Below are 20,038 nucleotides of genomic sequence, written 5' to 3'. Positions count from 1 at the left end.
CGAAAAAGCCCACCGCCGCGCCCTCAGCGGTGGGCGATCGTCGACCCCCGGATGACCAGCTTCACCGGCATCGGGTGAGTGCCGGCTCCGACATCGACCCCGTCGATCGCATCGAAAACCCGCTGCGCGGCCTGCCTGCCGAGCTGCTGGAGGTTCGCGTTGATGCTGGTGAGGGGCGGGCGGGCGTTCTCGGTGAGCAGCTCCCAGTCGTCGTAGCCGATCACGGCGAGGTCGCCCGGCACGTCGCGGCCGAAATCGCGGGCGGTGTCGAGCACCCCGCGGGCGATCTGGTCGGACCCGCAGAACACGGCGTCGACCTCGGGATGCCGCTCCAGCAGCATCGCGGCCGCGTCACGGCCCCAGTGCTCGTTCCACGCCGCGAACATCGGTTCACCGACGAAGTCGAGGCCCGCGGCCGTGAGCGCCGCCCGCGCCCCGGCCAGGCGGTCTTGCGCGGCGGCATAGGAGGGATCCCCGGAAATGTGGGCGATACGCCGGCGACCGCACGCGAGGAGGTGCTCGACCGCGAGGCGCCCCCCCGAGTAGTTGTCGGGCGTCAGGGAGAGATCACGAGGATCGTCGGAGGGCGAGTAGGCGTACACGACCGGGACGGGGAGTTCCTGCCCGAGCGAGGGCCGGGGGTCGGTCTGGCGGCCGACGACGATGATCCCGTCGACGCGACGACTCAGCAGGGCCCTCAGGTGGTGCTGCTCGCGGATGGCGTCGCCGCGCGCGTCGCACAGGAAGACGTTGATCTGACCGGCGCCGAAGGCGTCTTCCGCGCCCATGAGGATCGGGATGACGAAGCGACCCTCGAGGTCGTTCGTCAGCAGACCCACCGTCCCCGTGCGACCGGCCAGGAGCCCCCTCGCCATCGCGTTCGGGGTGAACGCCAACTCGGCGGCCGCCTCCATGACGCGCTTGCGCGTCCCCGCGGCGACGTCGCCCCGGCCGTTCAAAGCCTTGGACGCCGTGGCGATGGAGACGCCGGCGCGACGCGCAACATCGCTCAGAGTGGCGGCACGCACGGGATCTGTCGTCATCGGCATCCGTTTCGTTTTCGTGATCTTCTGCCGTCTTGACGGATCGGCAGAACTCACGTTACCGTCCCGAAAGGGATTTCGGTTATTTCGATCTCCCGCCCTGAAAGCGGTGCCGACCCCGAATGTCGCATCCGCTCAATGAAGAGCTAGAGGAGACTGCAATGACCCCATCCCGGCGCCGCTTCGCCCTTCGGGCCGCGACGGCCATCCTGGCCGCGAGCGCACTCGTCGGCGGCCTCGCCGCGTGCTCGGGCGGTTCGACCACCACCGCACCGGCCGACATCCCCGCTGAAGGCACCGACGACGGCACGACCCTGACGCTGTGGACGCGCGCACCCCTCGAGAAGCAGGCCAAGCTGCTCGTCGAGGCGTACAACGCCAGCCACAAGAACCAGGTCGAGCTGACCGTCGTTCCGAACGACGACTACGTGGCCAAGGTGGGCGCTGCCGCCGGCTCCGGCGGCCTGCCCGACCTCTTCGCCGCCGACATCGTCTACGTGCCCAACTGGGTGGAGCAGGGACTGTTCCAGGACATCACGGCCCAGATCGACGGGCTCTCCTACAAGGACACGATCAACCAGGGTCACCTCGACGCGGGCACGCTCGAAGGGAAGGAGCACGTGCTGCCCTTCGTGCTCGACCTCTCGGTGATGATGTGGAACAAGGACCTCGTCAAGGAGGCCGGCCTCGACCCCGAGAAGGCCCCCGCCACCATCGCCGACTTCGCCAAGACCGCGAAGGCCGTGCAGGCCCTGAACAAGCCCGGGGTCTCGGGCACCTCGACCGGACTGAACTGCGGCGGCTGCCTGCTCTTCACCTGGTTCCCGTCGATCTGGGCTTCGGGCCAGGACGTCCTCAACGCCGACGGCACGCAGTCGCTGTTGAACAACGACGCCGCCAAGGAGGTCTACTCCACCTGGAAGGACCTCGACGCGTCGGGAGCAGTCGCCCCCGGCTCGGCTGACGAGACGGGCGCCACGTGGGTCGCCGGATTCCAGGAGGGAAACGTCGGCATCATGCCGTTCCCCGCCACCCTGCTGTCGAGCCTGACGTTCGACGCCGGCGTCTCGGGAATCCCGGGTGTCGACGGCGGCGAGTCCACGTTCGTCGGCGGTGACGGTATCGGCATCTCGAAGGATTCCAAGCAGTCGGCGCAGGCGTGGAACTTCCTGTCGTGGCTCACCTCCGAGGACGCCCAGGTGGGCGTGCTGGCGAAGGACGGCAGCACGGTCTCCCGCTCCGACCTCGCCAACAACGAGTATTCGGCGAAGGACCCCCGCCAGGTGGCGATCAACGAGGTCGCCGGCAAGGGCAAGACGCCCGTGGCGCTGAACTTCCAGCAGGCGTTCAACGCCCCCGGGAGCCCGTGGCTGACGCTCGTGCGCAACGCCGTCTTGAACGGTACGAGCACCGTCGACGCCGACAACGACGAGATCTCCGCGGTCCTGTCCCAGTGATCCCCGTGGGGGTGCCGGTCCTCCGGCACCCCCACACCCCCGGAAGGAACAACGTGGCTCTCTCCACCTCATCCCGGCGCTCACGCTACGGGCGCTCCGCGCTCGGCGGCCCCGTTCAGGGCTGGCTGTACGCCGCGCCGACGGCGATCTTCGTCATCGCCCTCTTCGTCATCCCGCTGCTGCTCGTCCTGCAGATGTCGGGCTCGGATTGGCCGCTTCTGCGCGGCAACAAGGGCCTCAACTTCCCCGAGAACTTCGTGGATGCCGCGACCCACCGTCTCTTCTGGGATTCGGTGCAGTTCACGGTCCTCTACACCGTGATCACCACGGTCCTGTTGATCGGCCTCGGTCTCGGTCTCGCGTTGCTCGTCCAGGAGTCCACGGCCTGGAAGGGATTCCTCCGCACAGCGTTCCTGCTGCCGAGCGCCCTGGGCCTGGCCTCGGCATCCCTCCTCTTCTACGTGCTGTACTCCCCCATCGCCGGACCCTTCTCGAACCTCATGGAGTCGTGGGGAATCACCTTCCTGGGCTCTCCGGAGGGGGCTCTGTGGTCCACGGTGTTCCTCATCGTGTGGCGCTTCGCCGGGTTCTACATGCTTCTGCTGCTCGTGGGCCTCCAGGGCATCCCCGAGGACATCTACGAGGCCGCGCGCATCGACGGCGGTTCGCGGTGGCAGATCTTCCGCGACATCACCGTGCCGCTGCTGCGCCCCACCTTCGCCCTGACCACCGTGATGTGCGTGACGGGGTCGCTGCTGGCGTTCGATCAGTTCTACATCCTCACCAAGGGCGGGCCCGACAACAGCACCATGACCGTGGTGCAGCTCATCTACAACATCGCCTTCCAGGGGCAGAACAGCCTCGGCATCGCCGCCGCGCTGTCGGTGATCGTCCTCCTCGCCCTGGTCATCATCAACGTCGTGCAGCTGCGCGCGTTCCGTCGTCCCGAGGAGTCCTGAGATGGCCACGACCGACATCCGCCCCCGCGCGGCCGCCACCGGAAGCACTCGCGCGATCGTCGCCCCCGGCTTCCGCGATCGCCGTCGCCCCACCGGACGCCTGTTGTGGGGCGTTCCCTCGAAGGTGTTCACCGGGGCGCTCGCGATCATCTTCCTCTACCCCCTGGTATGGACCGGGGTCGCCTCGGTGAGCCCGCAGGCGGGCACCACGCAGTCCGAGGGCTGGGGGTTCGGCAACTACGTGAAGCTGTCGAACTTCCAGTCCGGCATCTGGGTCTACCTCGGAAACTCGATCTTCGTCTCGGTGCTGACCGTGGTTCTCACGCTGCTGGTGTCGTTCCTCGGTGGATACGCTTTCGCCCGCTTCCAGTTCCCGGGCAAGAACCTGTTGTTCCTCTCGGTCCTGGCGATCCTCATGGTCCCGTACGCGACGCTCCTCATCCCGCTGTACGTGATCCTCAACGCCGTCGGTCTTCAGAATTCCCTCGTGGGCGTTGCGCTCGTGCTGACGATGTTCCAACTGCCCTTCTCGATGTTCATGATGCGCATCTCGTTCGAGTCCGTGCCGCGCGAACTCGACGAGGCAGCACTGGTCGACGGGTGCACGAGTTTCAGCGCTCTCTGGCGTGTTCTGCTGCCCGCGGTGAAACCGGGGCTGATCACGGTGGGATTGTTCGCCTTCCTGACCGCGTGGAACGACTTCATCGCCCCCCTGATCCTCATCAACGACCAATCGCGCATCACGCTGCCGCTCGCGGTGGCGAACCTCCGCGGCCAGACGATGGGCGTCATCGACTACGGGGTCACCGAAGCCGGTGTCGTCGTGCTCGCGCTGCCGTGCATCGTGCTGTTCCTGATCCTCCAACGTCACTACGTGCGCGGCTTCATGTCCGGCGCCTTCAAGGGATGACCATGTCGACCACTCTCCCCGCCCGTCCCCTCGACCCCGACACGGCCCGCACCGTCGCCGCCCCCGTCGTCCCCTCGCACTCCCGGCTGCGCCCGCTCGGTTTGGGCGACGTGCGCATCACCGGCGGGTTCTGGGGCGAGCGACAGGGCGTCAACGCGCGGCACACCCTCGCCCACATCCTCGGACGACTGGAGTCGGAGGGATGGCTCCCCAACTTCGACCGTGCCACCGCCGGTACCCTCCCCCTCGGCCGCCGCGGTCGGGAGTTCAGCGACTCCGAGGTCTACAAGTACCTCGAAGCGGCTGCGTGGGAGATCGGCCGCAGCGACGACACCGCCCTGGAGGCCACCTTCCGGGCGGTCGTCGATCGCGTCGCCGCGGCTCAGGAGGACGACGGGTACCTCAATACCGAGTTCGGACGGGAGGGACAGCAGCCCCGATGGTCGGATCTCGAGTGGGGTCACGAGTTGTACTGTCTCGGTCACCTCTTCCAGGCGGCGGTGGCTCGTGAGCGCACGCGACCCGGGGCCGACGACGGACTGCTGCTCATCGCCCGGCGCGCGGCCGACCTTGTCTGCGAGGTCTTCGGGCCCGATGGCATCCCGGCGTTCTGCGGCCACCCCGAGGTGGAGACCGCACTGGCGGAGTTGGCGCGCGTGACCGGTGACGCGCGCTACGCCGAGCAGGCCGCTCTCTTCGTCGCCCGGCGCGGGCACGAGACGCTCGCCGACATCGAGTGGGGTCGCCGGTACTTCCAGGACGACGTCCCGGTCCGCGATGCCGAGGCGTTGAGCGGCCATGCCGTACGCGCCAACTACCTCGCGGCGGGTGCCGTCGACGTCGCCGTCGAGAGCGACGACCACGAGCTGCTGACGTCGTTACGACGGCAGTGGGCGCGGACGCGCGGACGCCGCACCTACATCACCGGCGGTCAGGGATCGCATCACCAGGACGAGGCGTTCGGCGACGACTGGGAGCTCCCGTCGGACCGTGCCTACTCCGAGACCTGCGCCGGGATCGCCTCGGTCATGTTCTCGTGGCGTCTTCTTCTGGCGGGCGGAGAGTCGGCGTACGCCGACCTGATCGAGCGGACGCTGTTCAACGTCGTGGCCACCTCACCGGCCGCCGACGGGCGCAGCTTCTTCTACGCGAACACACTCCACCAGCGCGTTCCCGGCATCGTCGCAGACCCCGACGCCACCTCCCCGCGCGCCTCCTCATCGCTGCGTGCGCCGTGGTTCGACGTGTCGTGCTGCCCTCCGAACGTGGCCCGCACCCTGGCCAGCCTCGACGCCTACATCGCGACCGCCGATGACCACGGCATCCAGATCCATCAGTACGCGCCGAGCGAGATTCGAACGGCCCTCTCCGATGGGAGGGCCGTGTCTCTCGACGTCGCTACTCGCTACCCGAGCGAAGGGAGCATCCGTGTGAGCGTCATCGACAGCGCGGACGAGCCCTGGACCCTGTCGTTGCGCGTCCCGGAGTGGGCAGACGGCGCGCGGCTTCGCGTCGAGGGTGCCGACGGAGTGACGCAGGAGGCACCGACCGCGGGGGGATGGGCTCGAGTGCATCGCGCCTTCCGAGCGGGCGACGTCGTCGAGCTCGAACTGCCGATGGCCCCCCGCGTCGTCGTCCCCGACCCGCGTATCGACGCCGTCCGCGGCTGCGTGGCCGTGGAACGTGGACCCGAGGTGCTCGCCCTGGAATCCGTCGACCTCGACGGAGGCCACGACGTGGGCGAGGTGGCCGTGCTTCCCGACGTCCCGCCGGTCGAAGACGGAGGACGCGTCTGGATGAGCGTCACCACTCGAGGCTCCGCGCCCGACGGCTGGCCCTACGGCACCGAGGCGACCGTGGCCCCCGCCGCCGCGGGACGTGTCGCTCTCGTCGCCTATCACGACTGGGGTAACCGCGGCCCGTCGACGATGCGGGTATGGATGCCGATCGCCTGAGCGCGCGTCCACTCGACCGAGGCTGAACCGACGTCCCGCAGCAGTGGGGCGCCGGTTCAGCGCATCGGCAGCAGGCGCGTCGGAGACGGAGACGGGGTGCGGTGGCGCACCTTGCCGGGGATGCCGGTGCGGCCATCGAGCGGCAGCGAGACGATCTCGTGCGCCAGCTGACCCGCGACGAGCAGGGTGTCGTCGACGACGACGTGATGTCGCGGCCAACGGGTGCCCGTCTCAGCGAGAGCGAGCAGCTGCAGCTCTTCACCGTGCCCGCGCACCGAGAGCACGCCCACGGTGTCGCTGCCGCGCACGCCGGCGTACAGCGTCGACCCGTCGCGACTGCTCGACAGCTCGGCGGCGGTGTCGGTGTCGAGGGTGCCGAGCAGCGGCTGACCCGAGACGAGGTGCCACCGTCCCGCGCGGTCGGGCGCGAGGACGAAGACCTCGCAGCTCAGCTCGGTCACGACGTAGAGATGACCCGAGGGATGCCACAGACCGTGGCGTGGACCGCTGCCCTTGGGGAGGGCGACCTCTTGCGCGAGCCGTAGCCCGCCCTCGTGCGTGCGCCAGAACCGCACGAGGTCGAAGCCCATGTCGGTCGTCGCGATCAGGCCGCCGGGCAGGAACACCGCCTGGTGAGCACGCGACACGCGGGCTCCCGCGACGGCCTCTTCCGACTCGGCGTCGGTGACGGGGACATCGTCGTACGCGGGCACGAGGTGGGAGTACTCCTCCCCGGCTGCGTCTCGAAGAGCCCGTGCCGCGGCGGCCAGGTCGGGCACCACCGCGCCCGAGACCCGGGCGCCGGTCGAGACGGTGCCCTCGTCCGATGCCGCCCCGTGCGGATCCGCGGCCTCGGCGGCGACGACCGGGCGCGACGGCCGACCCTGGGCGTCGAGCGCGATGCGGACGATCCGGCCGTCCCCCCAGCAGCTCGCCACGAGGAACGAGGCGTCGGACGCGACCGCGATGTGGCAGACGGCACCACCCGCCTCGACGGGCGGTCCGAGAGGTGTCAGGCGGGTCTCGGCGGTCCGTCGGAACGCCTGCACGGTCCCGTCGAACTCGACAGCGGCGTAGACGATGTCGTCATTCGACGGGTGCGCGGCCACCCACGAGGCGGAGCCCGGCACGGCGGCGGCGGTCGCGACCATGCCGAGGGGACCGCCGGCCCCGAGCGAGTCGGATTCGCCGGCCTGCAGGATGCCGATGCCCTCGGCCACCCCGGTGTCGGGGGCGTAGGCGCCGACCCAGAACCGCATCAGTCGATCAGGTCGTGGCGCACGATCACCTGGTCGCGGGCCGGGCCCACACCGATGACCGAGATCCGCGTGCCGCTCATCTTCTCGAGCGCGAGCACGTAGTCCTGCGCGTTCTGCGGCAGGTCCTCGAAGGCCCGCGCGGTCGAGATGTCCTCGCTCCAGCCCGGGTAGTACTCGAGGATCGGCTTCGCGTGGTGGAAGTCCGTCTGATTGACGGGCAGGTCGTCGAAGCGCTCACCGTCGACGTCGTAGGCGACGCAGACGGGGATCTGCTCGAGCCCGCCGAGGATGTCGAGCTTGGTCAGCACGAGGTCGGTGATGCCGTTGATCCGCGTCGCGTAGCGCGTGATGGGCGCGTCGTACCAGCCGACGCGACGGGGGCGTCCGGTGGTCGTCCCGAACTCGAAGCCGCGCGAGCGCAGCCAGTCGCCGCTCTCGTCGAACAGCTCGGTCGGGAAGGGACCCGAGCCGACGCGCGTCGTGTACGCCTTGACGATGCCGACGATGCGGTCGAGACGGTTGGGACCGACGCCCGAACCCGTCGAGGCGCCGCCGGCCGTCGCCGACGACGACGTCACGAACGGGTAGGTGCCGTGGTCGACATCGAGCATGGTGGCCTGGCCGCCCTCGAAGACGACGACGTCGCCGGCCTCGAGCGCGTCGTTCAGCAGGAGCGAGGTGTCGGCGACCATCGGGCGCACGCGCTCGGCGTACGAGAGCAGGTCGTCGACGATCTCGTCGGCCGTGATGGAGCGACGGTTGAAGATCTTCACCAGCAGGTGGTTCTTCTGGTCGAGGGCACCTTCGACCTTCTGACGCAGGATGTTCTCGTCGAAGAGGTCCTGCACGCGGATGCCGACGCGGTTGATCTTGTCGGCGTAGGCCGGGCCGATGCCGCGACCGGTGGTGCCGATCATGCGCTTTCCGAGGAAGCGCTCGGTGACCTTATCGAGCGTGCGGTGGTACTGCGTGATGATGTGCGCGTTGGCGCTGATCTTGAGGCGGCTCGTGTCGAGGCCACGGGCGTTGAGGGCCTCGAGCTCGTTGAAGAGCACCTCGAGGTCGACCACGACGCCGTTGCCGATCACGGGGGTGACCCCCGGAGACAGGATGCCGCTGGGCAGCAGGTGCAGCGCGTACTTCTCGTCTCCGATGACGACGGTGTGCCCGGCGTTGTTGCCGCCGTTGAACTTCACCACCCAGTCGGTGCGCTCACCGAGCAAGTCGGTGGCCTTGCCCTTGCCTTCGTCGCCCCACTGGACGCCGACGATCACGATTCCGGGCATGTGCGCTCCTCGCGTCTGATTCCGGCGGTACACCCCATCCTATCGAGCGGGTCCGATACGGCCCGCGCGCGCCCTATGCGCCGAAGGTGCTCGTGATGTCGTGCCAGGCGATCGACGCCGGGACGCTCGCGCCCTGCGCCGATGCGAGCACCAGGGTCACGGCATCCGGAGCCGACAGGACCTCGTTCGGCAGGACGCGGAACGAGCGCGTCGCGCCCGGGAGATCGACGAGGTCGCCCGCGGTGCTGGCCGAGGTGGCGGCGACCGTGTGCCGGAACCCGGGCGGTGTGGCTGCCGGCGTGCGCCTCTCCACGGTGAGACCGTCGCGCCCACCCGCGTACTGGACGTAGTCGTCCTCGCCGAGGTTGAGGATCGCGAATGCAGGCCCGCGGTGGTCGGCGATCCAATCGACCGACGCCGCCAGCAGCGCGGGGCTCGGATCGGCATGGGTTCCCCCGTTCTCGACCGTCAGGCTCGCTCCCACCAGGGGGGTGGGATCGACCTGACGCGCGGGATCCGGACGCCAGAGCATTCCGTCCGTCACGCTGACGTCGTCGAAGCCCCATCCGTGCTCCGTGGCAAGACGGTGGACGACGGCGGTGAGGTCTTCGGCGTCGTACCACGGCGCGGAGAGGGACAGGAGCGCACCCTCGGGGGCGTAGTCGGCGAAGTGCTCCCCCTCCGTCAGGGTGTCAGGGGCCTCGGACAGGGGCCGGTAGAACTGCTGCAGGACACCGACGGCCCGGGTGATGAGCGCGCTGGGCTGCTCGTCGCGGGCGGGTCCAGCGAGCCATGCCCGCAGCGCCTCTCGTCCGATGGGGGCGGCGGCGGGGTCGAACACGTGGATGTCGTAGCTCACGTCGCACTCCTGGGTCGGGGTGCGACCACCCTAGCGGCCCGCTCGCGCGGGCCGCCCCGCCGCAACCCCTGCCCCCGCGTGCGGCCACTCACTAGCCTGGGGCGATGCAGACATCGCGCGGGTGGACGACCGGGTGGAACGCGGCACGCGTGGCGATCGCGGTGCTCATCCTCGTCGCGGTGGGGGCGCAGTTCTCGTCGTCGGTGGCCGAGGCGGTGGCGCGCGACCGCGACGTGGCGACCGTGACCGCGAATTTCTTCAGCTTCTTCACGATCCTGTCCAACGTCTCGTCGGCCGTCGTGTTGGTGCTTCTGGGCGTGCGGTTCTTCGCACGCGGCCGCCGGGTCGAGGTCGATCCGCCGGCCCTCGCGACCGCTCTCGCCTTCGTCTCCACGTACATGATCGTGACCGGCATCGTTTACAACCTGCTGCTGCGCGGCATCCCCCTCCAGCCCGAGACCGTGCCCTGGTCGAACGAGATCATGCACGTCTGGGGTCCGCTCTTCCTCCTGCTCGACGTGCTGCTCGGGCCGACGCGACGCCGCTTGCCCTGGTCGGCGGCGTTCGCCGCGGCGATCTTCCCCATCGTGTGGATCGTCTACACGCTCCTGCGCGCGCCCCTGATCACGAACCCGACCACGGGGGCGCCGTTCTGGTACCCCTACCCCTTCCTCGACCCGAACACCGGCGGGTGGGGCAGCGTCGCGGTCTACATCGTCGTCATCGCCGTGGCCATCATCGCCCTCGCGGTCGGTGTCGTCGCGATCGGTCGGGCACGTGGCATCCGGATGCCGATCGACCCGACGCCCGCGACGCGCGCACGGCCCTGACGAGTCGACGTCGACGCCCTACCCTGGAACCCGTGCGCACTCGACTGATGTCTGCGGCCCTCGCCGCCTCCACCCTGCTCCTGCTCGCCGGCTGCGCCGGTGGCACGTCGCCCGCCCCCGCCCCCGCGGCGAGCGCATCGAGCGCGAGCACCGCCTCGGGCGAGTGCTCGTACCCCGCCTCGGGACAGCCGTCCGTCGACGTGACTCCCCCCTCGGCGGGCACCGAGCGTCCCACGGGCACCGTCGACGCGACGCTCGAGACCTCGGCCGGGGCGATCCCGATGACCCTCAGCGGCGAGCGCACCCCCTGCACGGTCGAGAGCTTCGTCTCGCTGGCCCAGCAGCAGTACTTCAGCAACACCGAGTGCCACCGCCTCACCACCCAGGGCATCTTCGTCCTGCAGTGCGGTGACCCGACCGGCACGGGCCGCGGTGGCCCCGGGTACCGCTTCGCCGACGAGCTCGACGGCAGCGAGACCTACCCCGCGGGCACGGTCGCGATGGCGAACGCGGGCCCCGGCACGAACGGCTCGCAGTTCTTCCTGGTGTACTCCGACTCCCAGCTGCCCCCGGACTACACAGTGTTCGGCACGATGTCGCCCGAGGGGCTGCAGGTCGTGAAGAACATCGCCGCGGCGGGTACGGCCGGCGGCTCGCCCGACGGCGCCCCCGCCACCCCGGTGACGATCAGCGCCGTGACGATCGGCTGACGCTCCTCCCCATCGCTTTGGGGCGCCCGATCCTCCCCCGGAGTCGGGGCTCGGCATCCCTCCGCTCTAGAATCGAGGGCATGTCCAAGGTCTTGCAGTCCCTTCCCGTCGGCGAGCGCGTCGGCATCGCCTTCTCGGGTGGTCTCGACACCTCGGTGGCCGTCGCGTGGATGCGCGACAAGGGCGCCGTCCCCTGCACCTACACGGGCGACCTCGGGCAGTACGACGAAGACGACATCGCGTCGATCCCGGGCCGCGCGACGCAGTACGGCGCCGAGGTCTCGCGCCTCGTCGACTGCAAGACGGCGCTCGTCGAAGAGGGCTTCGTCGCCCTCGCGTGTGGCGCGTTCCACATCCGCTCGGGCGGACGCACCTACTTCAACACCACGCCGCTGGGCCGCGCCGTCACCGGCACCCTGCTCGTGCGCGCGATGAAAGAAGACGGCGTCGACATCTGGGGCGACGGCTCCACCTACAAGGGCAACGACATCGAGCGGTTCTACCGCTACGGCCTGCTCGCCAACCCCGCGCTGCGCATCTACAAGCCCTGGCTCGACGCCGACTTCGTCACCGAGCTGGGCGGGCGCAAAGAGATGAGCGAGTGGCTCGTCGCGCACGACTTCCCCTACCGCGACAGCGTCGAGAAGGCGTACTCGACGGATGCCAACATCTGGGGCGCCACGCACGAGGCCAAGACCCTCGAGCACCTCGACGTCTCGCTCGAGATCGTCGAGCCCATCATGGGCGTGCGCTTCTGGGACCCCGAGGTCGAGATCGAGACCGAAGACGTCACCGTGGAGTTCGAGGCCGGTCGCCCCGTCGCCGTCAACGGCACGCGATTCGCCGACCCCGTCGAGCTCGTGCGCGAGGTCAACACCATCGGCGGCCGTCACGGCCTGGGCATGAGCGACCAGATCGAGAACCGCATCATCGAGGCCAAGTCGCGCGGCGTCTACGAGGCCCCGGGCATGGCCCTGCTGTTCCTGACCTACGAGCGCCTGGTCAACAGCATCCTGAACGAAGACACCCTCGCCACGTACCACGAGCAGGGCCGCCGCCTCGGTCGCCTCATGTACGAGGGCCGCTGGCTCGAGCCGCAGTCGCTCATGCTGCGCGAGTCGATCCAGAAGTGGGTCGGGTCGACCATCACCGGGTCGGTCACCGTGCGCCTGCGCCGCGGTGAGGACTACACGATCCTCAACACCGTGGCATCCGGAATGTCGTACTCGCCCGAGAAGCTCTCGATGGAGCGCGTGGGCGACGCCGCGTTCGGCCCGGTCGACCGCATCGGTCAGCTCACCATGCGCAATCTCGACATCGCCGACTCGCGCGCGCGCCTCGAGCAGTACGCCGCGATGGGCCTGCTCGGCGGACCGACCGGCGAGCTCGTCGGCGACGTGGCCGCCGGCGGCGCGCAGGACATCATCGAGTCGGCCTCGCCGCTCGACGCGGCCGGCGAGCGCCTCGCCGACGCGACGGATGCCGCGGGCGAGGGCGCCGCGTTCGACGCCGGCACTGACTGACGCTTCCTCTCGGAAAGAGCCCGCGGTGCCCCTCCGGCACCGCGGGCTCTTTCGTGTCAGGGGGGCGCGTTGCGTGAGGGGTCGGAAATTGTCGCCGACGGCGACGCCAGGCGACAGAACGTGACCCCTCACGCGCGGGGACGCTGACGCGGTGGCAGTAAGTTGCACACGAGCGTGCACTTTAGGCGTACACTGATCACTCGTGAGTACCCCCACCCGCCGCGATGCCGTCGAGAACCGCGCCGGCATCCTCGACGCCGCGACCGCGGCCATCGGCCACGACCCGCGCGCCTCGATCGACACGATCGCCCGCCGCGCCGGCCTCTCGCGCCGCGCCCTCTACGGCCACTTCGACGACCGCAACGCCATCGTGCGCGAGGTCATCGCCGCCGGAGCGACCCGCTTCAACGCCATCGCCGCCCGCGTCGACGACCAGGACTCCCGCGTCGCGCTCGCTCGTCTGGCATCCGAACTCTGGCGCGAAGCCGCCCACGTGCAGGCCGCCGCTGCGCTCGCCCTCGACGACGCGCACCTCGCCGAGACCTCCGACGCGCTCGCCCCGCTCCGCCGCCGTATCGACCAGATCGTGCGCCGCGGACAAGAAGCGGGAGAGCTGCGGACGGACCTTCCCGCGCCGACCCTCGCCCGCCTGCTCGAAGAGACTGGCCGCATGGTCGTCGCCCGAGTGGATGCCGGCTCCTCGACGGCCCGCTCGATCGCGGTGTGCGCGGTTCTGAGCATCGCCGGCCTGTCGTGGATCGAAGCGCGCGCCCTGCTGGAACAGCACCCCGACCTGGAGGCGCAGTGAGAATCGTCCTGACCGCCGTCGCCAAGGGCCGCGCGCAGAGCGCCCTGCCCGAGACGTCCACCGCGTATGAGACCGGCGGCGCGACCCTGGTGGTCGCCGAGACCGAGCAGCGTCCCACGGTGCTGGGCCTGGTGGCATCCGGTCGCATGAAAGTCGACAGCGGAACGGTCACGATCGACGGTCGCGCCGACGCGTCGGCCATCCGCCGACGTGTCGCCCTCGTGGACGCCCCCGTGGTGTCGGAACCCGAGTCGAACGTCACCGTGACCGGTGTCGTCGCCGAAGAGCTGATGTTCGCCGGACACGCCCCCAACCCGTTCGCCGCCGCGCGGTGGCTCGAGGGCGTCGGGCTCGAGTCGCTCGCCACCACGGCGATCGGCAACGTCGAGCCGGCCGCCCGCGTGCGTCTGCTGCTCGAGCTCGCGGCACTCCGAAAGGACGTCGAGGGGCTCGTCCTGGTCGCCCCCGATCGCCACGGCGGAGAACCCCTCGCCTGGTGGCGGATCGCGCAGGAGTTCGCCGAGCGCGGCTACGCGGTGCTGGTGATCGCCGGCCACGCGTCGAAGACGACGATCGACGCCCTCGACGAGACGGTGGAGGCCGCCCGATGAAGATCCCGCAGATGATCACGGCCGAACTGCGCCGACTCACCTCGACGCGCATGTCGGTGATCGCGTTGATCGCGCTGCTCGCCGTGCCGATCCTGTACGGCGGCCTGTACCTCTGGGCCAACCAGGACCCCTACGGCAACCTCTCGAGCGTGCCGGTCGCTCTCGTGGTCGACGACCAGGGCGCCGACGTGAACGGTCAGCAACGCAACCTCGGCGACGAAGCCGCCGAGCAGCTGCTCGACAGCGACACCTTCGAGTGGCACCGGGTCTCGTCCGACCAGGCCGACGCCGGTCTGCAAGCGGGCGACTTCGACTTCATCGTGACCCTGCCGGCCGACTTCTCCGAGGCCGTCGCGACGCTGTCGAGCAACGCTCCTCGCCAGGCCGACATCGAGCTGCGCACCAACGACGCGAACAACTATCTCGCCTCGACGATCGGCACGCAGGCGGTGGCGAAGATCCAGGAGTCGGTGGCGAAGAAGGTCGTCAACGAGGCGGGTCTCTCGCTTCTCGACGCCCTGCACACCATCCGCGTCAAGCTCGTGGATGCCACGAACGGGGCGACCCAGCTCGTCGACGGCCTCGCGACCGCGAAGAACGGGTCGTCGCAGCTCGCGAGCGGCTCGACCACCCTCGCCGACGGCGCCGCGACCCTCGCTGACGGCAACGCGCGACTGGCGGCGGGCGCCGATCAACTGCGCGACGGAACCGCTCAGCTCCGCGACGGCTCGGCCCGCGTGGCTGACGGCGCCCAGCAGGTCGCCGGTGGCGTGGACCGCCTCGACGCCGCGGCCCGTCAGGTGGGCTCGGTCGCGGGCGATGCCGCATCGCAGCTGCCACAGGCCCGAACGGACATCGCGAAGGCGCTGGCCGACGCCGGCCTCGACCAGTCCCGCATCGACGAGATCCTCTCGCGCCTCGACCCGGTGGGCGAGCGCCTCACGACCGCGAACTCGCGCGTGCAGGACACGGTGAAGCAGATCGATCAGCTCGACGACGGCGCCCGCCAGGTCGCCTCGGGAAGTGCCGCCCTGGCCACCGGCGCCGCCACCGCGGCCGATGGTGCATCGGCCCTCGCCGACGGCGCCGCCACCGCGGCATCCGGGGCCTCCCAGCTCCGCGACGGATCCGCTCAGCTGCGCGACGGAGCGACCCAGCTGGATGACGGCATCGGGCAGCTCTCGACCGGCGCCACCCAGCTGCGCGGCGGTCTCAGCGCGGGCGTCCAGCAGATCCCCGACTCCGACGACGCCACGCGCCAGGCGCAGGCCTCGGCCATCTCGGACCCCGTCGCCGTGGGCACGAGTTCGGTCACGAAGGCGCAGAACTACGGTGCGGGGCTGGCGCCGTTCTTCGCCGCGCTGGCCGGATGGATCGGCATCTACGCGTTGTTCCTCATCGTCAAGCCGGTGTCGAAGCGCGCCGTGACGGCGCTGCGCTCGCCCTTCCGCGTCACCCTCGCCGGGTGGCTCACGCCCGCGGGCCTGGGGGCCCTGCAGATGGTGGGGCTGTTCACGATCCTCGCGTTCGCGCTGCAGTTCTCGTTCGCGAACCCGTGGGCAGCGCTCGGCATCCTGCTCTTCGCCTCGGCGACGTACGCGGCGATCGTCCTCGCGCTGAACGTCTGGCTCGGGTCGGTGGGTCAGTTCCTCGGCCTCGTGCTGATGGTGCTCCAGCTCGTCACCGCCGGGGGCACCTTCCCCTGGCAGACCCTGCCCGGGCCCCTCGCGGCGCTGCACCACGTGCTGCCCATGGGTTACGTGGTGGATGCCATGCGCCAGGTCATGTACGGCGGAGACGTCTCGAGGGTCGGTCAGGACCTGCTGGTGCTGGGCGCGTGGATGGTCGGCGGCGTGCTGGTCGCGGCGATCGGCGTGACGCGCATGACGCACCACCGCACCCTGCGCGACCTGCAGCCGAGCCTGATCGGCTGAGGCGCGGGCGGGGGCGGCGCAAGGGCCCCGTGGCCGGGCGGCACCGCGACCCCTGCGCGCGCGTGGCCCCGGGGGCGGCGAAAGAGGCCCCGGGGCCACCTACGCACACCTCGACGGACGCCTCACGCCGGCAGCCGCACCTCGAACGCTGTCCGCCCCGGCACGCTGTCGACCCTGATCGAACCGCCGTGGGCGGTCACGATCGCCTGGGCGATCGAGAGGCCGAGGCCCGTGCTGCCCTCGTCGCGGTTGCGCGCGTCGTCGGCGCGGGCGAAGCGATCGAACAGGCGCTCTGCGACGCCGGGGTCGATCCCGGGTCCGGTGTCGGTCACCCGCAGCACGGCCTCGGCGCCGTCGCGCGCGAGCGAGAGCGTCACCCTGGTGCCGGGCGGGGTGTGCACCTGGGCGTTCCGCAGCAGGTTGGCGACGACCTGGCGCAGGCGGTTCTCATCGCCCGTGACCGAGATGAGGTCCTCGCTGACGTCGAGCCGCCACTCGTGCGTCGTCGCCGCCGCCTGCGCGTCGCTCACGGCGTCGACGGCGAGCAGCGTCAGCTCGACCTCTTCGCGGCGCAGGGGCTGACCGGCATCCAGGCGGGCCAGCAACAGCAGATCGTCGACGAGCGAGGCCATCCGTTGCGCCTCGGACTCGATGCGGTCGAACGAGCGCGCCTGGGTCGGCGTCATCGGGGCGTCCTCGCCCAGCGAGAGCTGCGCGTAGCCGCGGATACTGGCCAGGGGCGTGCGCAACTCGTGACTGGCGTCCGCGATGAAGCGTCGCAGTCGATCCTCGCTGTGCTGACGCGCGGCGAGCGAGGACTGCACGTGCCCGAGCAGGTCGTTGAGCGATGCCCCGACCCTTCCCACCTCGGTGTCGGGATCGGTGTCGACGGTCGCGACCCGATCGGGGATCTCGACGGCCCCCGCCCCGAGCGAGAGGGTCGACACGCGCCCGGCGACGGCGGCGACGCGGTCGAGAGGGCGAAGACTCCTGCGGACGAACACCGACAACCCGACCACCGCGGCGAGCAGGACGAGAGCGCTGACCGCCGCCAAGATGACCGTGAGCGCGGTCGTCGTGGCGCTGACGTCGGCCTCGGACTCCCCCGCGAACACGGTCGCGCCGGAGTTCTCGGCGGCGGCCACGCGGAAGGCACCGAGGTCACCGCCCAGATCGACCGTGGTCGGCTGCCGGTCGGTCGACACCGAGGAGCGCAGCAGGGCGATCTGGTCCGTCGAGAGCGACACCTGCGTGCCGTCGGAGCGCGTGTATCCCGAGCGCTGCACCGACCCGTCACCGGCGAGGACGAGCTGCAACGACCCGATCCGCCCCGCCGGACGATCGGTGTTCGACCCCGGAGGGCGCGTGGAGCCGCCGTCGCGCCCGGCGAACCCCGCCGAGAAGCTCAGGCCCTCGCGCACCTGGGCGTCGAGGCGGTCGAGAGCGAACGAGCGCAGGGCGACGATCGTGGCGATGCTCATGACGACGAAGGCCAGCGCCACCAGCACGCTCGTGCCGACGACCAGGGTGCGACGCAGCGTCCAGCGGCGGCGCGTCATGACGCCTTGATCGAGTAGCCCACGCCCCGCACGGTGTGGATCAGCGGATCGCCGAGGGTGTCGACCTTCTTGCGCAGGTACGAGATGTAGATCTCGACGACACTGCCGTCGCCCCCGAAGTCGTAGCTCCACACCTGGTCGAGGATCTGCGCTTTGCTGAGCACGCGGCGCGGGTTCTGCATCAGATAGCGGAGCAGCTCGAACTCCCTCGCGGTGAGTTTGATCGGGATGCCGCCGCGCTCGACCTCGTACGACTCCTCGTCGAGCGTGAGGTCGCCCACGCGCAGGCGGGGGTCGGCGTCGGCTGCGGCGGCGACGTGGCGGCGGGCCATTCCGCGCAGCCGGACGACGACCTCCTCGAGGTTGAAAGGCTTCGTCACGTAGTCGTCGGCTCCGGCGGAGATCCCGGCGATGCGGTCCTCTACGGCATCCTTCGCCGTGAGGAACAGCACGGGGGCGTCGTTGCCGGCCGCGCGGATGCGGGTCAGCAGTTCCATGCCGTCGAGCCCGGGCATCATGATGTCCAGCACGAGCAGGTCGGGGCCGAACTCGCGGATGGCTCCCAGAGCCTCGTGCCCGTTGGCGGCCGTGCGGGCCTCCCACCCCTCGTTCTGCAGGGCCATGCGCAGCAGGTCGCTCAGGTTGGCCTCGTCGTCGACGATGAGCGCGCGGACGGGGGAGCCGTCGGGGCGGGTGAGGGGGGCGGGGCGGGATGCCATGACAGCCAGCATGCCCTGTCGATGAGGCCCCCGTCACCCGGCATACGCGCTTCATAGGAACGGTGAGGGAGCGGTGAGGGTGCCGTTCCTACGGTCGGTCCGACGGCCGCACCCCGCGTCCGGAAGGAGAAGCATGTACGGCACCTACCTACGGCGCGAACTCGCCGGCCGCACCAAACAGACCGTGATCGTCGCGGTCGGCCTCGCGATCGCCATCGCGCTCGTGATCGTCGTGAACGCCCTCTCGGCCGGGGTGCGAGACGCGCAGTCGCAGGCCCTCTCGTCGGTCTACGGCGTGGGCACCGACCTGACGGTCACCGGTGCGCAGACCGAACCGGGTCAGGGCGGCGGGGCGCGCTTCGACTTCGGCGCCGGCGAGGGCGCCACCTCCGACGGTACGACCACCCTCAACCAATCGCGCCTCCTCACCGAGCGCCGTCGAGCGCCCCTCGACGCGTCGACCGTCAGCACGGTGAGCGGCGTGGACGGCGTCTCGGCCGCGACCGGAGCCCTCGCTCTCACCAACACGACGTTCTCGGGTCAGGTTCCCGAGCGCCGCTCGCAGTCCGGAACCGACACCGGCACGGGCACAGCGCCCGGAAGCGGGACGGGCGAGCCCCCCGCGGGCGGGCCGACCGGCGACGGGGGCAGCGCCTTCGGCGTGGACTCCTTCAGCGTCCTCGGCGTCGACCCCTCGGCTTCCGTCGGTCCGCTCTCGTCGGTCACAGTCAGCGCGGGGCGCGCCCTCGCCGCGAGCGACGCCGGCACCCACGTGGCCGTGGTCGACGCCACGTACGCGGCGAGCGCGAGCCTGAGCGTCGGCGGCACGATCGACGTCGGCGGAACCGCCATGCAGATCGTGGGGATCGTCGCCTCGACCTCGGCGGACGCCGACACCGCGGCCAACGTGTACCTCCCCCTCGCCGTCGCGCAGGCCCTCTCGGGCGCCGGGAACGTCGTGTCGACCGTCTACGTACAGGCGGAGTCGGCGGATGCCATCGACGCGGTGCAGTCGAAGATCTCGGCGGCTCTCCCCGACGCGACCGTGAGCTCGCAGGCGCAGCTCGCCTCGAGCGTCTCGGGATCCCTCTCGAGCGCGTCGTCGTTGATCTCGAACCTCGGAACCTGGCTGTCGGTCGTCGTGCTGCTGGTCGCGCTGGCCCTGGCCGTGCTGTTCACCATCTCGGGTGTCGCGCGGCGCACGCGGGAGTTCGGAACGCTGAAGGCGATCGGCTGGTCGAACGGCCGCATCGTGCGCCAGGTCGCGGGAGAGTCGCTCGTTCAGGGTCTCATCGGCGGTGCGGTGGGACTGGTGCTCGGGCTCGGCGGCATCCTGCTCGTCAACGTCATCGCGCCCACGGTGTCGGTCGGCGCGGCCACGGCGGGACCCGGCGGCCAGGGCGGCCAGGGCGGACGCGGCGGCGGCTTCGGCCAGGCCGCGGCTCAGGCGACCGACATCGTCCTCCACGCGCCCCTCACCCCGGTGGTCATCGTCGCCGCGGTCGGGATCGCCGTCCTCGGCGGGGTCCTCGCGGGTGCCTTCGGCGGGTGGCGTGCCGCTCGTCTCAGCCCGGCCGCCGCCCTCCGTTCCGTCGCGTGAGCGGCATCCCCCATCC

At 70.5% G+C, this 20,038-nt stretch carries 17 protein-coding genes; 11 read left to right on the top strand and 6 right to left on the bottom strand.

Going from position 1 to position 20,038, the window contains the following annotated elements; translation table 11 throughout:
- Positions 1-23: 23 nt before the first annotated feature.
- Positions 24-1,043 (bottom strand): LacI family DNA-binding transcriptional regulator, encoded by a 1,020-nt coding sequence (locus AB6V31_RS02840; RefSeq protein WP_156371599.1) that lies wholly within the window; start codon positions 1,041-1,043, stop codon positions 24-26.
- 161 nt (positions 1,044-1,204) lie between these two features.
- Between AB6V31_RS02840 and AB6V31_RS02835 the strand changes: the two genes are divergently transcribed.
- Genes AB6V31_RS02835 through AB6V31_RS02820 form a run of 4 tightly spaced genes read left to right on the top strand, consistent with a single transcriptional unit; the run spans position 1,205 to position 6,324 of the window.
- On the top strand, positions 1,205-2,500 hold the full coding sequence (locus tag AB6V31_RS02835) for a sugar ABC transporter substrate-binding protein (protein WP_056225223.1): 1,296 nt from the start codon (positions 1,205-1,207) through the stop codon (positions 2,498-2,500).
- Between the two features lie 53 nt (positions 2,501-2,553).
- On the top strand, positions 2,554-3,459 hold the full coding sequence (locus AB6V31_RS02830) for a carbohydrate ABC transporter permease (protein WP_369363898.1): 906 nt from the start codon (positions 2,554-2,556) through the stop codon (positions 3,457-3,459).
- A gap of 1 nt (position 3,460) precedes the next feature.
- Entirely contained in the window at positions 3,461-4,369 is a 909-nt protein-coding gene (locus AB6V31_RS02825; protein WP_200914114.1) for a carbohydrate ABC transporter permease, read from the top strand.
- A 2-nt stretch (positions 4,370-4,371) separates the two neighbouring features.
- The gene (locus AB6V31_RS02820) at positions 4,372-6,324 is read left to right on the top strand and encodes a glycoside hydrolase family 127 protein (RefSeq protein WP_369363896.1); all 1,953 of its coding nucleotides are present in this window, start codon (positions 4,372-4,374) and stop codon (positions 6,322-6,324) included.
- 56 nt (positions 6,325-6,380) lie between these two features.
- Here the strand turns inward: AB6V31_RS02820 and AB6V31_RS02815 are convergent, their stop codons facing one another.
- From AB6V31_RS02815 to AB6V31_RS02805, 3 genes are all read right to left on the bottom strand, one after another.
- Positions 6,381-7,583 (bottom strand): lactonase family protein, encoded by a 1,203-nt coding sequence (locus AB6V31_RS02815; RefSeq protein WP_369363894.1) that lies wholly within the window; start codon positions 7,581-7,583, stop codon positions 6,381-6,383.
- Positions 7,583-8,869 carry an adenylosuccinate synthase gene (locus AB6V31_RS02810; protein WP_056225212.1) on the bottom strand — a complete coding sequence of 429 codons (1,287 nt, stop codon included), beginning with the start codon at positions 8,867-8,869 and terminating at the stop codon, positions 7,583-7,585. The genes AB6V31_RS02815 and AB6V31_RS02810 overlap by 1 nt, the downstream gene beginning before the upstream one ends.
- Positions 8,870-8,942: 73 nt before the next feature.
- Positions 8,943-9,728: a hypothetical protein gene (locus AB6V31_RS02805; protein ID WP_369363892.1), complete on the bottom strand. Its 786-nt coding sequence runs from the start codon at positions 9,726-9,728 to the stop codon at positions 8,943-8,945.
- A 104-nt stretch (positions 9,729-9,832) separates the two neighbouring features.
- Between AB6V31_RS02805 and AB6V31_RS02800 the strand changes: the two genes are divergently transcribed.
- The 6 genes from AB6V31_RS02800 to AB6V31_RS02775 all read left to right on the top strand — a co-directional run bounded on the left by AB6V31_RS02800 (position 9,833) and on the right by AB6V31_RS02775 (position 16,144).
- The gene (locus AB6V31_RS02800; protein ID WP_056225206.1) at positions 9,833-10,558 is read left to right on the top strand and encodes a Pr6Pr family membrane protein; all 726 of its coding nucleotides are present in this window, start codon (positions 9,833-9,835) and stop codon (positions 10,556-10,558) included.
- Positions 10,559-10,590: 32 nt separating this feature from the next.
- Positions 10,591-11,268 (top strand): peptidylprolyl isomerase, encoded by a 678-nt coding sequence (locus AB6V31_RS02795; protein ID WP_369363890.1) that lies wholly within the window; start codon positions 10,591-10,593, stop codon positions 11,266-11,268.
- Between the two features lie 80 nt (positions 11,269-11,348).
- A complete protein-coding gene (argG, locus tag AB6V31_RS02790) occupies positions 11,349-12,791 on the top strand; it encodes an argininosuccinate synthase (RefSeq protein ID WP_074694469.1) in 1,443 nt (480 codons plus the stop codon).
- A gap of 202 nt (positions 12,792-12,993) precedes the next feature.
- Positions 12,994-13,599, top strand: a complete 606-nt coding sequence (locus tag AB6V31_RS02785; RefSeq protein WP_056225198.1) for a TetR/AcrR family transcriptional regulator — start codon at positions 12,994-12,996, stop codon at positions 13,597-13,599.
- Entirely contained in the window at positions 13,596-14,210 is a 615-nt protein-coding gene (locus tag AB6V31_RS02780) for a hypothetical protein (protein ID WP_056225196.1), read from the top strand. Before AB6V31_RS02785 ends, AB6V31_RS02780 begins: the two co-directional genes overlap by 4 nt.
- Positions 14,207-16,144, top strand: a complete 1,938-nt coding sequence (locus AB6V31_RS02775) for a YhgE/Pip family protein (RefSeq protein WP_369363888.1) — start codon at positions 14,207-14,209, stop codon at positions 16,142-16,144. The genes AB6V31_RS02780 and AB6V31_RS02775 overlap by 4 nt, the downstream gene beginning before the upstream one ends.
- A 122-nt stretch (positions 16,145-16,266) precedes the next feature.
- Here the strand turns inward: AB6V31_RS02775 and AB6V31_RS02770 are convergent, their stop codons facing one another.
- Both AB6V31_RS02770 and AB6V31_RS02765 read right to left on the bottom strand, forming a co-directional pair.
- Complete coding sequence (locus AB6V31_RS02770) at positions 16,267-17,703, bottom strand: sensor histidine kinase (protein WP_369363886.1); 1,437 nt, start codon at positions 17,701-17,703, stop codon at positions 16,267-16,269.
- Positions 17,700-18,422, bottom strand: coding sequence for a response regulator transcription factor (locus tag AB6V31_RS02765; protein WP_056228148.1), 723 nt, complete (start codon positions 18,420-18,422; stop codon positions 17,700-17,702). The genes AB6V31_RS02770 and AB6V31_RS02765 overlap by 4 nt, the downstream gene beginning before the upstream one ends.
- Before the next feature lie 133 nt (positions 18,423-18,555).
- Here AB6V31_RS02765 and AB6V31_RS02760 point away from each other — a divergent pair, with 133 nt between their 5' ends.
- Entirely contained in the window at positions 18,556-20,022 is a 1,467-nt protein-coding gene (locus tag AB6V31_RS02760; RefSeq protein ID WP_369363884.1) for an ABC transporter permease, read from the top strand.
- Positions 20,023-20,038: the final 16 nt, after the last annotated feature.

The sequence above is a fragment of the Microbacterium sp. 16-032 genome (assembly GCF_041079455.1).
In the GTDB taxonomy this organism is placed as follows: Bacteria; Actinomycetota; Actinomycetes; order Actinomycetales; family Microbacteriaceae; genus Microbacterium; species Microbacterium testaceum_A.
This window is presented reverse-complemented; position numbering and strand designations above follow the sequence as displayed.